This window comes from Phocaeicola sp. ICN-14070 (assembly GCF_037892625.1).
In the GTDB taxonomy this organism is placed as follows: Bacteria; Bacteroidota; Bacteroidia; order Bacteroidales; family Bacteroidaceae; genus Phocaeicola; species Phocaeicola plebeius.
Map to the genome: position 1 here is coordinate 13,538 of NZ_JBBKBF010000012.1, position 15,354 is coordinate 28,891.

General features: G+C 35.6%; 9 protein-coding genes. 4 read left to right on the forward strand and 5 right to left on the reverse strand.

Annotated features, from left to right (window positions below):
* Window positions 1–206: 206 nt before the first annotated feature.
* The 5 genes from WKT20_RS05515 to WKT20_RS05535 all read right to left on the reverse strand — a co-directional run bounded on the left by WKT20_RS05515 (window position 207) and on the right by WKT20_RS05535 (window position 10,266).
* Window positions 207–1,619: a polysaccharide lyase 6 family protein gene (locus tag WKT20_RS05515; protein WP_118026205.1), complete on the reverse strand. Its 1,413-nt coding sequence runs from the start codon at window positions 1,617–1,619 to the stop codon at window positions 207–209.
* Between the two features lie 91 nt (window positions 1,620–1,710).
* Window positions 1,711–3,147, reverse strand: coding sequence for an IPT/TIG domain-containing protein (locus WKT20_RS05520; RefSeq protein ID WP_118026206.1), 1,437 nt, complete (start codon window positions 3,145–3,147; stop codon window positions 1,711–1,713).
* Window positions 3,148–3,158: 11 nt separating this feature from the next.
* Window positions 3,159–5,513 (reverse strand): polysaccharide lyase 6 family protein, encoded by a 2,355-nt coding sequence (locus tag WKT20_RS05525; protein ID WP_118026207.1) that lies wholly within the window; start codon window positions 5,511–5,513, stop codon window positions 3,159–3,161.
* Between the two features lie 15 nt (window positions 5,514–5,528).
* Window positions 5,529–7,025, reverse strand: a complete 1,497-nt coding sequence (locus WKT20_RS05530; RefSeq protein WP_118026208.1) for a RagB/SusD family nutrient uptake outer membrane protein — start codon at window positions 7,023–7,025, stop codon at window positions 5,529–5,531.
* 13 nt (window positions 7,026–7,038) lie between these two features.
* Window positions 7,039–10,266 carry a SusC/RagA family TonB-linked outer membrane protein gene (locus tag WKT20_RS05535; protein ID WP_118026209.1) on the reverse strand — a complete coding sequence of 1,076 codons (3,228 nt, stop codon included), beginning with the start codon at window positions 10,264–10,266 and terminating at the stop codon, window positions 7,039–7,041.
* A 289-nt stretch (window positions 10,267–10,555) separates the two neighbouring features.
* On the opposite strand from WKT20_RS05535, the gene WKT20_RS05540 reads away from it, so the two are divergent.
* Genes WKT20_RS05540 through WKT20_RS05555 form a run of 4 tightly spaced genes read left to right on the forward strand, consistent with a single transcriptional unit; the run spans window position 10,556 to window position 15,348 of the window.
* The gene (locus WKT20_RS05540; RefSeq protein ID WP_118026210.1) at window positions 10,556–12,727 is read left to right on the forward strand and encodes an alginate lyase family protein; all 2,172 of its coding nucleotides are present in this window, start codon (window positions 10,556–10,558) and stop codon (window positions 12,725–12,727) included.
* Window positions 12,728–12,744: 17 nt separating this feature from the next.
* Window positions 12,745–13,089, forward strand: a complete 345-nt coding sequence (locus tag WKT20_RS05545; RefSeq protein ID WP_118026211.1) for a cupin domain-containing protein — start codon at window positions 12,745–12,747, stop codon at window positions 13,087–13,089.
* 7 nt (window positions 13,090–13,096) lie between these two features.
* Window positions 13,097–14,566: an MFS transporter gene (locus WKT20_RS05550; RefSeq protein WP_118026270.1), complete on the forward strand. Its 1,470-nt coding sequence runs from the start codon at window positions 13,097–13,099 to the stop codon at window positions 14,564–14,566.
* Between the two features lie 29 nt (window positions 14,567–14,595).
* Window positions 14,596–15,348 carry an SDR family NAD(P)-dependent oxidoreductase gene (locus tag WKT20_RS05555; RefSeq protein ID WP_118026212.1) on the forward strand — a complete coding sequence of 251 codons (753 nt, stop codon included), beginning with the start codon at window positions 14,596–14,598 and terminating at the stop codon, window positions 15,346–15,348.
* Window positions 15,349–15,354 lie beyond the last annotated feature (6 nt).

The window sequence follows — 15,354 nt, forward strand, 5'->3', positions numbered from 1 at the left end:
GGGAGTGTATCGTTGTGTGCATTCCCATTTTTTATGGTGACGTAATACGATTGCATATGATTGACTATACAAAAATACCTCGACACGTAGCTGTCAATATCTTGACACGAACGTGACGAGATATCATCACGAACGTGTCAAGACCTCGTCACGTTCGTGTCGAGGCAAATTGAAAAATGCAATTTTCATTAATTTCTGAGGGAATATTAATTTTCTGTAGAGAAGTTGGGAAATGTTCCAGCAGAAAGCTTGATATTATTCATGTTGTGAGTAGATGAAATATCCAGTGGCTTTGTCTGGGATATTATAAGATGGAATATGTCATTTGAAATTTTTCCAAATATGTTGTTGCTGTTCCATGAGATTTCTGCTTCAGGAGATGAAGACTCGTATTTTATTACATAGCTGTTGGAATCTATCGCAATAATTGTATTGTGGTTGATTTGAGTGCTTATAGGAGCTAGGGATTGTGATGAAGTCCCTTTGTAATTAATGTGCATGGATAACTTACAATCTAAGAATATGTTATCTCTGATAATGGCATTTTTGACAGGGGCATAACCATTCAATGGATTATTTTCTTGTCCTCGTACGATGCATAGTGCAGATTTGTAACCTTCTCCTCCCAAGGTCTCAAATCGGTTATTTTCTACTACGTGATTTTCACCAATGATACGTACACCTCCGGTTTGACTTATATTGTTTCCGATAAAATAATTTCCGGTTACAAGACAGTCATTGCCATGACGCAGAGTTAAAGTTCCTTTGCATTCGTAAAATCCATTGTCGCTATATGTATTCTTGCAACTTTTATTGGATATAATTTCTGCCATTTCACCATGGCAGTGATAGAAATAGTTTGAATCAACCAGGCAATATGCGTTTTGCAAAGAATGGCTGCTGTCGCCGATACGAATTATTTCTTGTCCGTTGATAGGGGATTTTCCTTTGTCGTATAAGGTTACTGGACGTGAAAAATAATTGTGACTGATGTGGTGGTATGCTTCCTTTCCTTCTTCCAGCCAAACTACACATAGGGCACCAATGTTCCTTTTGTCATTAAAGGTGCAATGTGAAATAGAATTGTGTGTTCCGTAAATTGAAATCCATTTTGAATCATTCTCTGTATCTTCTTGTGTTTCAAAACCTGTGATGGCGCAATTCTCGAGAGAGCAGAATGAAGCATTTTTATCGAACTTTACGACGAAGGTTTGCTTGTTTTCCGGATTTTCCCATGTAAATCCGTTGACTTTTAGGTAACTTCCATTCAGGGTGAGTGATGAATTTCCAATGAATTTTACTTGCCCAGGTTTTTCTGCGATTAGTGTGACAGGTTGTCCTTCTGCGCCATTTCCCGAGAAATAGATGTTTTGTGAATGATATGTTCCATTTTTGATGGCAATTGTCATCCCTGGTTTTATGGAAATTTGGGTTAATTGTGACAAATTCTCTATCAATATATCATATTCTTTTTGAGTATTTGTTTCATCTTCATTGTCTGGTTTTGTATTTTCTTGTGGAGGAGTGTTGTTGTTTCCCTGTGTAACCTCTTCTTTAGGTGAGGCACAGCTGCAGATTGTAAATGCTGCAATGAAAATAGTGGAGATTGTTTTTTTCATATTGATGATAGTTCAAATAAAGTCCGAGCAAACAAAATGGTTTACCCGGACTTTCACATTAAAAACCTAAATACACAACGCTATGATGAGTTTACTTTTGGAAGTAGCAATTGAAAGTGACACTACTTGTTTTACTCATGTCCTTAGCTTCTAACTCAGAAGTTTTCAAGGCATGGATGAACCCTATTTTTTCAGGTTGTTCTTCAGAGTCATATAATACGAATAATATTACATTCTTATCTGTTGTGTTCCACTCTGGGTATTTAAAATCAGATGTAGAAGAATTTTCTCCTTTAAGTGTATCTACAATATCTTTAGGATTCATAGAGAAGATTGTAATTAAATCGTTTTCATTGGCATTGATTATTTGTTCTTTATAATTAGTATCTTCTACGGGATAATATTTGACTATATTTTTAGCTCCTGTTGTTTCTAATGCTGTAACGTCGCATTTGAAGTTTCTAAATTTGTTTGCTCCACTGTTTGGGTTCCCAAATATTAAAGTACTACTTGAATAATCGATATACAGATGGAATTTGTCATTTTCAGCTAATGACCCCATTCCAGCAATGTCGCATGCCGTAAATGCTTCTCCTGTAATTGCGTTAAAGAACGACTGTAATCCACTTGCACGAGCACCTAACAAAATGTTTTTGTGTGCATAGTATTTTGTGTCCTTTATGGTAAAGCCGGAAACAATTTCCATGGTTTTATTTCCGTAATAGATAGCTTGTAGTGTAACCTGAGTATCTCTATCAACTTGTGGTAATGTGACAGAAATAGAGGTCTCAGATTTTGCGATAGTAAGTTCAGTATCATTGTTCATGATAACTTTATCAATGACGTGTAAATTCTGTCCGGTAAAGACTATTGCTGTTCCTTCGCTACCTTCTGATGGCTTTTCTACATCAAATACTGGATCTGGTTTTGTGGGGCTGAATATAGTTTCACTTTCAATGGAGGTTGTATTTTCGCCATTGAAATAAGAAAAACTAATCTTTGTTCCGTTGTCGGGAACATCACTCGGGATGACAATGATGATTTCTTTATCGCTTTGGTAAGTGATAGTTGCTGCAGAGTTACCGAACTTTACTCCTGTAATGCTATTCAGATTTTCACCTTCTATTAAGATTTCATCTCCTACTTTACCATTTGCCGGTACATTGGATAAGGTTGGAACCGGATATTCCATCGTAAATATTTCATCACTTTCCGTTTCACCGTATGCATTAATAAGTTTGATTTTACCAGTTTTTGAAGTTGGAAGTGGATATACGATAATTGTATCATTGGTCAGTCTGTATTTTATTCCTGATTCTATATCCCCTATAGTAACCTTATTTACATTACTTAAATTTTCTCCCCATATTTTTATTTCAGTTCTGGCTTTTCCGCTTTTAGGAGTGAAATCATTGATTGTAGGAGGCTCAGGCTGTTCTGCTTCTATTTTGGTTACCTCGCTGCAGGAATACATGATACAACCTGCTGTGAAAGAGAATAATATAGATAAAAAAAAGTTCTTTTTCATAATGTCACTATTTAATTAATTAAACCTATGTTTTTGCCGTCTGATGCATTTCCAGATATTTCATTCATTTGATAATAGATACGGTTTGCTCGGGCTTCTCCTTTTACTTTTATTTTTCCTGATTTTATCAGGCAGCAGTTAGATATAAAATGGGTACGCTTATTTAAATTAATAATACCTTTTATTTGAGGTGAATTAAGAAAGAGTGAATTGGTTATTTGACAATTTACCCAGCCAGTATGCTTAATCATGTATTGTTCTGGATTATTGTTTACATTGTCAAAAATACAATGGTCTACAATCAGAAATCCTCCAAGTGTGGATTCATCATTTCCTCCGCGATAAAAATGCACAGCCCATTCTTTTAGGTTGCGGAATGTGGAATTTTGAAGAATGACATATTCTGCATTATATAGACCTTTATCATCTTTCTCTCGGTTAAGAGCGATACCTCGGAACGAGTTGCTTATTGTACTGTTGACAATACGAATTGTGTCAGTAAAAGTACTTTTTTGAGCTAAGATTACAGCTCCGTCTGGCTGAAGGAAATTGTAAGCTTCACAATTATCCAGTAGGAGGTTGTAATGTGTGATACTATTTTGCCCTCCTATGAAAATACCGTATTTGGCTTGTCGGCTGTTTTTTTCTTTTCCGTTAAGGGCGACATCAATCAGTTTCAGCGAAGCTCCTTCTTTTAAATCAAATAGAGAAATTGTTTTTGATTCCTTATCGTCTACACTGATGATCGGTCGAGTCGTTGCCTTAGCATTTGCTCTTATGGTCAGGTCGTGACTAATAGACATCTTTTTCTCATTAACGTAATTTCCACTTGTGAGCTCAATGATGTCTCCTGCCGATGACTTTTTAATGGCCTTATAAAGTGTATTTACACCCGGTTGTACTTTTATAACTTTCCCTATTGTTTTGATGGAAGGATTTACTTTGTTCCACTGGTATCGAGGACCACAATTAGTTTGGTTAGGTATAAATCTTCTAGCAGATAGAGAATTCGCTTCGAATGCTCCTACGGTTTTTTCGTTGTTGCGTTTTTGGCCATTTATATCTGTATTCACATAGCTGGATGAAGATTCTTTGAGATTAGGAATAACGGTTGTAAATCCTTCACGTGTAGTGACTGTATTATATGTGGCTTCTGTTCCTCCATATTTTTTTTCTGTTCCATTTTTACCAATGAGAACATTATTGGCAAAATTAAAACCTTTAATGTTGTCATATTCATTTACCAACTTCTCTGTTTGTGGGGAGTAAATAACATTGGCACGAATAGATACGTTTTCGGGTATATCAGTACGCTCTTCGTCACTTCCAAGGCATAAATGCCATGCTGTTCCACAATCGATGAAGGTATTGTTGACCACTTCTGCATTTCTTACTTTATGATAGCGATTTAATACCGAATTAGGAACTCCGTTCATGATTACTAATGGATAGCGAAATTCGTTGCCTCGAAGTCCGGAAAGGTAATTGTTGAAAACTTTATGTCCGGCATTGATGATTCGGATTCCACCGGTGTAAGGCTTTCCGTTTCCGATTAAGATATTTCCAGAAACTTCATTATTATTTCCATGGCGTAACACAATACTTCCTTCACATTCGAATAGTGTGTTGTTAATAATTTTATTTTCACATGATTTCACAGAGATAATTTCAGTTTCTCCGTTGCAATGTTCAAAATAATTTTCCTCTATGACTGAACAGGAATTTTGTAGAGAGTAGGTACTGGTTCCTATACGCATGGTTTCTCCTCCATTACTTCCCAGTCTAGGCCTGGATCCAAAGTAATTTCTGTAGATATGGTGGTGATTGGGGGCATGTTTTTCTCCATTAGGCCATATTACAAGAGTTGTTCCCAAGTTCATTTTTCCGGCAAAGTAGCAATATTCTACACTATTATTTTTTCCCCATAATTCTACCCAATGATCTTGCACGCTTTTATCAGGATAATTGAAGTGGTCAATGACACAATTTCGTACAATAGAGTTATAGGCAAAATCTTCGCTTGATGTACGGAAATCGATAACGACTTTCCCCTTAGGAGCATGTCCATTCATAAATACCAAACCATCTACGACGAGGTATTTACCGGATAATCTTAATTGAGAAACACCTTCAATTATACATTTTCCCGGTGTCTGTGCAGTCAGGACTATAGGAGCTTCTTGGGTCCCGTTTCCTTTAAATTTTAATTCTGCATCTTTCCATATTTGATTGGCTAGGACAATACTGTCACCTGGTTGAACTTTTTTTACCGCTTCATTAAAAGCATTTAAATCGGATACCTTGAAGGTAGTGGCATTAGCCCCGCAAAAAGCAAGGGCTAATGCACAAATCATAAAACCTCTCATTCTAAAACCATTTTATTAGTAACCTGGATTTTGTGTAATATTAGGATTGACATCAATTAATGAAGTTGGTAATGGAAGTAACAGTTGATTTTCATTTATTACTCCATTAATTAAATTATTATTATCTTGGTAGTAAAGTTCATCATTCTTTTCGTCGTATTCACTTTGGTAATACTGTTTCATGACTGTAGTATATCTGTCTGTACGGATTAAGTCAAAGAAACGTTGATTTTCATAAGCGAATTCTTTATATCGCTCCTCTTCTACAGCCAGGCGGAATTTAACTTTGTTATTTAAGTCCGTTGCTGTAAATGGGGGAAGTCCTGCTCGTACAACTGTAGCATTGAGATAGTTGAATGCTGTAGAAGTTGGGCTATCATTTAATTCGTTTTCAATTTCTGCAAGCATTAATAGAACGTCGGCATAGCGAAGGACCGGAACGTCATTTTCTCCATCTTCAGCAGTTGTTACAGGTGAAAGATATTTTTTTACATATCTGATATTTACATAATTGTTTGTCTGGTTGTTTACATAGCCAAATCCCAATGTTACATCTTTTCTTTGATCACCATTTTTATAAGACTTTACGAGCTTGGTACTTGGATAGTTTAAAGATTCTCCGTTTCCGTTGATGACACTTGTTCCACTGTTAAGAGGGGCAAACATATTTCCAAAAGGATTACCCAAACCTACGTTACCGGATTTAAACCTTATAGCAAAAATGATTTCTTTATTCATTTCATTAGTTGTACTGAACACGTCAGCATAAGATAAACTGGACAAATTATATCCCGAGTATGCTGTTTCTACTTCTTTTAGTTGTGTCTGTGCATCTACATATTTTTTCTGGGTAAGATAAACTTTTCCAAGCAGTGTTCTGGCACTGAGAAGTGTGACTCTTCCAAATTCTGTTTCATTGTCATAGGATACAGGCAAAAGGTTTTCGTCAATTATTTTTTTAAGATCTTTCTCAATGAAAGCATAAACATCTTCTACAGCAGTTCTTTCATAAGAAAAAGCTTCTTGTGCACTAATTGTTTCTGTTACGAGGAATATCGGACCAAATAATCTTACTAGATTAAAATAGTGGTATGCTCTAATAAAAATAGCTTCTCCTTCATATTGTTTACGTTTGGTTTCATTGGAAACATTTCCAATGTTCTGTAATACTAGGTTACAACGATATATATTGTTGTAGACAGAATTCCAGTATGATTCTATTTCTTGTATGGATGCAAACGCTTCTTGTTCGTTTAATGCCATGATGTTTTTGACCTCTGTCTTCGAAGAGCTTTTGTCGTATGCTCTAGATATGTCAGAACGGATATCTGTCAGCATCCATTCAGTCTTTATAGGCTCCATTAAGCCATTGTAGCATGCGGTAACTCCAACTCCTACTTCCGTATCATTTCCAAAAAAGGATTCTTCTCCAATTTCTGAAATAGGATTTAAATCCAGACATCCGCTTAAGGTTATAGATAAAATTGTGGATATAAATAATTTATTTTTCATATTTGTTCATTTATTAGAAATTAATGTCTATTCCGAAATTAAAACTTCTTTCCATTGGAAATCCGCCTCTTTGATAACCAGAAATCAAAGGATTGCTATAGTTACCGGAGGTATATCGTGCCTCAGGATTTATACCTCTGTAGTTGCTAGCAAAATGTATGTATAAATTTTGTGCAGACGCATATAAACGCAGACTGTTTAGTCCTAACTTTTTGGATATGGTTTTAGGGAATTTGTAGCCTATCACGATGTCTTTGATAGACCAGTATGATGCATCTTCAAGCAAATAATCTGTAAGTTCAGGATCTATACCGACCATTTGATAAGGTGTTTTTCCATCTCCTGGATTATTAGGGGTTATCCAATAATTCGTATCTTTAAACTCTTTATTAAACTTCCATGTTTCATTGTAATAACCATCTCCATTAAACAGTTTTCCGCCTTGTGTGCCTTGTAGCAGGATATTTACGTCGAATCCGTAAAAATTAAATGTATTAGTGAATCCCCATGTAAAGTCTGGGAAAGGAGTACCGCATGGAACTCGGTCTGCATCTGTTATTTCTCCATTACCATCTGCATCCCATACTCTTAGACCTCCAGGTTTGTCATTTGTGTGGTGTGGATTGGCATCAATTTCTTCCTGAGATTTCCATACACCTATAGTTTTGTATAAATAATATTGGATAGATGGATGACCCACTTCGGCTAAATATCCTTCCTGTCTTTCTCCATAATTAATTTGTCGTACTTCTCCAGCGAGATCTAACAATTCGTTTCTATTTAGTGAGAGATTGAATGAAGATTCCCATTGGAAGTTTTTCTTATTAAGATTAAGGGTACGTAGCTCGAATTCGAAACCTTTGTTTGCTACTTTTCCGATGTTGTTCCAAAAGTTTTGAAATCCAGTAATTGAAAGTGCAGTTTGCTCATAAAGCATTTGTATGGTTTCTGAATAATAATATTCTGCAGAAAGATTGATACGATTGTTTAATACGCTTAAATCAAATCCATAATTGTATTCGCTGGATTGTTCCCATGTAATATCTCGGTTGGCAATTACAGGGGTTACATTGGTAAGTCCTGCAGTCACGGTTCCATTATTGCTTCCAAAAGAATAGTTTGCGGAAGATAATTTATTCATGAAAGAGTAGTTGGCAATGTCATTATTCCCAGTAAGTCCCCAGCTTGCTCTGAGTTTTAAGGAATTTAGCCATTCTACTTTTTTTAGGAAAGGCTCTTCTGAGATTCTCCATCCTAAAGATACTGAAGGAAACCATCCCCAACGGTTGCCTTTGGCGAATTTTGAACTGCCGTCTGTACGTGCGCTAACGGATGCAAGATATTTGTCTTCGTATGCATAATTCACACGCCCAAGTACTGACATTAATGCATCTTCTTCTTTGAATGTATAAGTATTGTCAGGACCAAGTGTAATTGAGGTTGCAGCATTTAATGTTTTTATATAATCTGTAGGGAAGGCTGTGCCTGTTATTCCTGCTGTAGTTGTCGTTGTTTTCTCAGCTGTATATCCCAATAGTACAGACAAGTCATGTTTTCCAAACGTCTTGTTGTAATTGAATGTGTTTTCTGAAAGGAGGTCGATGAATAGTTTATTTCCATATACGCCTTGATTGGTTTCACCGGCTTTCTTTGCATCGAACTCCATGTACTCATCTTTTTGGTTATAAGCTACATAAACTCCATTTGAACTTCTAAATGTAAGGCCATCTATGATTTTTACATCTACATACGCAGAAGATTGTAATCTGTAGTCTGATTGGTATCGTCTGTATTTCTCAGCTGTTGATAAAGGGTTGTTATTGCTTGATGACCATGGATTACCATTAAATGTGGTTCCATCTGGCCTAGTGTAAACGGTGTTAAAATGGTAAGGATGTGCATAAGTACCTACTTCTTGTCCTGTTAAAGCTGCTGTAGATTCCGTATGTTTATAAGGAAGAAATGAATAGCATTTTACATAATCAATAAAACTTACAGAAGGACGTTCGCGTTTAGAATATGATGGATTGATGTTGATACCTATGCTTACTTTACTGTTTAGTTCTGTGTCAATTTTAGCACGGAATCCCATTTTTTGATACTCATTGAAGTTCATAATTCCCTCTGTGCTAGAGTAATTTGCTGATAAATAGTATTTAGTAGAGTTTTTCCCTCCAGATATTCCAAGCTGATAATTTTGTGAAAATGCATTCCTCAGAGCTAGATCTTGCCAGTTTGTATCATTATCTATGTATAAAACAGCCTCTTCGTTGTCTGAAAGAAGATTGTTATAATCTTGTACGGAAAATATTGTAGGAATATATGAAATTGCAGTTTCATTGTTCATGAGTTTATTCATGTCTATTTCAGGAGCATTTTCTAATGTAAATGATGGATTTTCATATATTTTTTGCAGATATTTATCTCTAGCTAAAAGTTGTGTATATTCACGAGTTGTATAAGTTTCAGGTGTTTTGTATGCACTTTTTACTCCCCAACTTGATCTAAAAGAGTATTTTGGTTTATCGGCAGAGCCATTTTTAGTAGTGATAAGAATTACTCCATTTGCTCCACGTGAACCATAAATAGCAGATGAGGCTGCATCTTTTAGAACCTCGATAGATGCTACGTCGTTCATATCTACAAAAGCCAGGCCATCTGCCACAGGAAAGCCGTCAACAACTACTAGTGGTTCGCTGCTGGCACTAATGGAACCCATTCCTCGCACACGAATTTGAGGAGCAACCCCTGCTTCAGACGTAGTGTTCGATATTTGTACACCTGCGATTTTGCCTTGTAAGGCTTGGTCTATGCGAGTTGCAGGTATGTCACTTAGCCCTTCTGTTTCGACTTTTGTAACTGATCCTGTCAGGTGAGATTTTTTTTGAACTCCATATCCCACTACTACTACTTCATCCAAAGCTTTTACATCTTCTCCTAATGCTATATTTATCACTTTCCGACCTTTTACAGGAATCTCTTGAGAAGTAAATCCGATATATGAAAAGACTAAAATATCATTTGGTGATGATATTTTTAAAGAATAATTACCGTCTAAATCAGTAATGGTTCCTGTAGAAGAGCCCTTAACCGAAACGGCAGCTCCAATTAGCGGTTCTTGACTTGTATCTGTAACTACTCCGGAAACAGTAATTTCCTGAGCCGAAACAAGGTGAACAACCAAAAGACTTAAAATTAATAAATGTAGTCTTTTTAGACAGATTGATTTTCTGTTTTTCATGATTTTATTTTTTAGTTAATACTGAATTTATCTTTCTTAGATTGTATTGGTTGCCCAAATATACGCCTTATTTTTTTATTAGCAATATAAAATGAGAAAAAATGAATTTTATTTTTTATCCTTGTGTTTCTGTATAATAAGGTGTAATATATACTTTTAAAAGCGATTTTTTATAATTATAATGATTCCTTTATAATTTCGATGTAAAGAAAAAAAAGGTAAAAAAATCTCTGATTACTTGTTTGTATTATTTTTTCTATATACTTTTGGTCATCCAATTAAAGAAGTTATGATGAAACACAAAAAATTATTTTTATTCGTATTGTTAATTCTGATATTTAAGAATTACATGTGGGCAGATGTTGTTAACCATCCGTGTCTTGTACTGACAAATAATGATTTGTCTTTAATTAGAAATGAAGCAAAGAATCATAATCTTTTATCTAAAAGTCTGAATGAGATAAAATTAAGAGTAGATAATCTATATAAAGACACATTAGAGGTTCCAGTTCCTAAAGATGCTGGTGGAGGATATACACATGAACAGCATAAACGAAACTACACGATAATGTATGAAGCTGGTATATTATATCAAGTATATAAGGATGAGAAGTATGCGCGATTGATCAAGAATACATTGATGAAATATGCGTCTATGTATTCAACACTTCCACTTCATCCTGTTCAAAAATCCTCATATCGTGGTAAATTGTTTTGGCAGGGTTTGAATGAAAGTGTGTGGTTGGTATATACTTCCCAAGCATACGATTGTGTATATGATTATTTGACAAAACAGGAACGGGATTATATAGAAAAAGGGCTTTTTAGACCTATGGTGAAGTTTTTAGCTGTGGATAATGAAAAAACATTTACGCGTATTCATAATCATGGAACATGGTCGGTTGCAGCAGTAGGGATGATTTCTTACGTAATGGGAGATTTGAAAATGGTTGAGAAGGCTATATCAGGTGTGGACGGTTATGTAAAGTCGGGTTTTTTGTCTCAGATAGATGAATTGTTCTCTCCTGATGGGTATTTTGTGGAAGGTCCTTATTATCAGAGATATTCTTTGCAGCCATTTATTACATTTGCGCTTGCGATTGATAATAGAGAGCCTGAACGGAAGATTTTTGAGTATAAAGACGGGGTTTTATTGAAAGCTGTTACCACGTTATTACAGATGACGGAAGAGAATGGGAAGCTATTGTATCTAAACGATTGTTTGGAGAAAGATTGGAGAACAACAGAATTAGTTTGGGGGGTAGATATTGCTTATTCGTTGACACATGATAAATCTTTATTATCTATTGCTAAGCAGCAGGAGACAGTAATGGTTAGTAAAGAGGGGCTTGAAGTATCAAGAGATATTGATAAGGCTGTACCTTTTAAGCATTATTCTGTAAATATATCAGATGGCCCTAAAGGTAAGAATGGAGGAATTGGTATTTTACGAATGAGAAATGGGGAGAATTTGACTTCGCTAGTGATGAAATATACTTCTCAGGGAATGGGACATGGTCATTTTGATAAATTATCTTATACATTTTATGATAATAATAATGAGGTTGTGAGAGATTACGGAGCGGCTCGTTTTTTGAATATTGAACCTAAGAACGGAGGTCACTATTTAAAAGAGAATGAAAAGTTTGCAAAGCAAACAATTGCACATAATACATTAGTAGTAGACCAGAAAAGTCATTATGATGGAAGTTTGAAGATAGGTTCAAAATACTCTCCTTCGTTTTATGATTACGATGGGGAAGGAAATATAAAAATGATAAGTGCAGTGGACTCAAACTCATATAATTCTGTAAGGATGCATCGTACCATGTTTATGGTTGCTATTGATGAACTTGCATCTCCTTTGGTTATTGATTTATTGAAAGTGAAATCTAAAGATTCTCATTTGTATGATATGCCAGTACACTATAATGGTCATTTGATAAATACTAATTATCAATATTTGGCTTATACAGAGAGTCGGGCTGTATTAGGTGCAGACAATGGTTATCAGTATTATTGGGTAGAGGCACTGGCGGACAAATCATCTAAAGTTTCTACTACGACTTGGCTGTGTGATGATCGTTTTTATTCTTTATCAACTCTGACTAGTGAAGGTGATCAGATTTATTTTACAAGATTAGGAGCTAATGATCCGGAATTTAATCTTAGACCTGAACCTTGTGTTATGCATAGAAGCCATGGGAAAGATAAAACCTTTGTTTCTGTATTGGAAACACATGGAGAATATAATCCTCAGTTAGAGTATACTCTAAATCCATATTGCTTAGTTTCAGATATTCAGCTTATATATGATACGGATGAATATACGATAATAAAAATTTCTACAAAAGAAGATTTTTTTATGACGATATGCTTTTCTAATAACGATAGCAGTAAGGATGCGGAGCATAGCGTAAATGGTTGGACCTGGAAAGGAACATATAAGGTATTTTATTAATTAAAAATGATATAACAATGAAAACACAGAGCAAGATTTTTGTATTAGAGAACGAAACAAATTGGGAAACAGTTGGTAATGGAATTGATCGTCAGATTCTTGGTTATGATGGGCAGTTGATGCTTGTAAAAGTGCGATTTAAAAAAGGGGCAGTGGGAAGTATGCATGAACATTTTCATTCTCAGTCAACGATGGTTGTTAGTGGACAATTTGAGTTTACTGTAGGTAATGAGAAGAAAATAGTGAAGGCTGGTGATGGCATATATATGGAGCCTGATATTCTTCATGGATGTGTGTGTCTGGAAGATGGAATTTTGATTGATACGTTTAGCCCGATGCGTGAAGATTTTATCAAAAAATGATTGGATCATGAAGATTAGGGGATTAAGATGGTGGATAATCGGTCTTATAATGCTGATTACCATAATAAATTATTTGGATAGAGGTACTCTAAATTATATGTGGGTAACAAATATTGAGTATGTTATCAACACAGAAGGAAGAGTGTCAAATTCTGAAAATTATGCAATAAAGGATGGAGACAATTATACTTTGATAAAATCTAATGGAGATAAGTTGATAGTGTCTGCTTCTCGCCTTACCTTTAAAGAGAAAGATGGGCGTGATATTGTAGTAAATAGAGAGGGTATTGCTTATGATCTAGGACTAATAAGTCCTGCATTGTCGGAAGAGGAGGCAGCAAAAGAGGCTAAGGATATGTTGGGTACTATTACAATCTTTTTTATGATAGCCTATGGTATAAGTCAGTTAGTCTCCGGTAAAATGTATGATAAGATTGGTACTCGAAAAGGCTTTTCTATATCTGTTTTATTATGGGGAGCTGCTGATGCATTAACTTCTATGTCATGTGGACTTTTATCTTTGACTTCTTTTAGAATGATGCTGGGATTAGGTGAGGCTGGTCCATGGCCGGGAACAACCAAAAGCAATGCGGAATGGTTTCCTCAAAAGGAGCGCGCTTTAGCTCAGGGACTTTTTGGTGCAGCTGCTTCTTTAGGTTCAATTATTGCTCCGATTATAATTTTGATGATATACATAGCTTTTGGATGGAAGATTACTTTTGTGATAGTTGGGTGTCTTGGCTTGATTTGGATTATACCTTGGCTGATTTTTAATAAAAAGGGGCCAGCAGAACATCCTTGGATAACAAGTGAGGAAAAAGATTATATTCTTACTGGCCAGCCTGAGTGTAAAATTGATTTGAGAGCACAGAAGGGGCGTAGCTTATCCGAATTGTTGGGAAATCGTAAGAATTGGTCTGTTATTTTAGGCCGTTTCTTTCTGGATCCAATTTGGTGGATGTTTGTAACGTACCTTCCTTTATATCTGGCAGATGTATTTAAGTTGAATATAAAAGAAGTTGCTTTTTCGGCATGGGTTCCTTATGTGGGAGCTATGGTAGGAAGTATTGCCGGAGGATGGTTTTCTGGTATGTTAATACGGAAAGGAAAGTCTGTAGATTATTCGCGTAAAGTTGCTATTGTATTGGGCGGGGTAATTATTGTGCCTTCCATTATTGCTGCGGTATCATCTGCATCATCTGTTTGGGCTATTATTTTTATGGCTTTTGTGTTGGGAGGATTTCAGTTTATGATTACTAATATACAGACAATACCTAGTGATTTACATTGTGGTAAATCTGTTGGTAGTTTAGCAGGATTAGGTGGAGTTGCTGCAGTACTCGGTACAATTATAGCCATATTGTTTGCTCAGTATATAACTAATTGGATTTTGTTGTTTTCTTTATTGGGAGCACTAGTTCCATTGTCTATCCTTTCAATCTTCCTTACTGTTGGAAAAATTGAACAAATAAAATAAGTCTATTAACATTTAATTTATTTCAAATTATGAATTTAAAAGGTAAAGTAGCCATCGTAACAGGTGGTGCACGTGATTTAGGACGTGCTATTTCAGTAAGATTCGCTCAAGAAGGAGCAAAAGTTGTAGTAAATTATTTTGATAATCCTGATGATGCGAAAGAAACATTACGTATGATTGAAGAAGCTGGGTCTGAGGGTATTATTGTTCAGGGTGATATGACAAAGGCTGCGGATGTAAAAAGATTGTTTGATACAGCAGTTGAAAAATATGGTAATCAGATTCATGCGCTTGTAAATGTGGTAGGTGGTATTGTAGGAAGAAAAACAATTACAGAGCAAGATGAAGCTTGGTATGACTTCTTGATGGATGTAAATATGAGAAGTGTATTCCTTTGTACTCGTGAAGCTGTTCCATATATGTCAGCTGGTGCTACAATTGTTAATTTCTCTTCTTTGGCTGCTCGTGATGGAGGTGGTCCGGGTGCTTCTATGTATGCTACAGCAAAAGGAGCTGTTATGACATTTACTCGTTCTATGGCTAAAGAGCTTGGACCTAAGGGTATTCGAGTTAACTCTCTTGCTCCTGGTACAATTGCAACTTCATTCCATGACCGTTTTAATACTCCGGAAAATCGTGAACGTTTGAAAGCTACTTATGCTTTAAGACGTGAAGGAGAAGCGAAGGAAGTGGCTGATTTGGTTATTTATTTGTCTTCTGATGAATCTTCATATATCACAGGAACAAATATTGATATTAATGGAGGAAGTTTCTTTTCTTAACTTTAA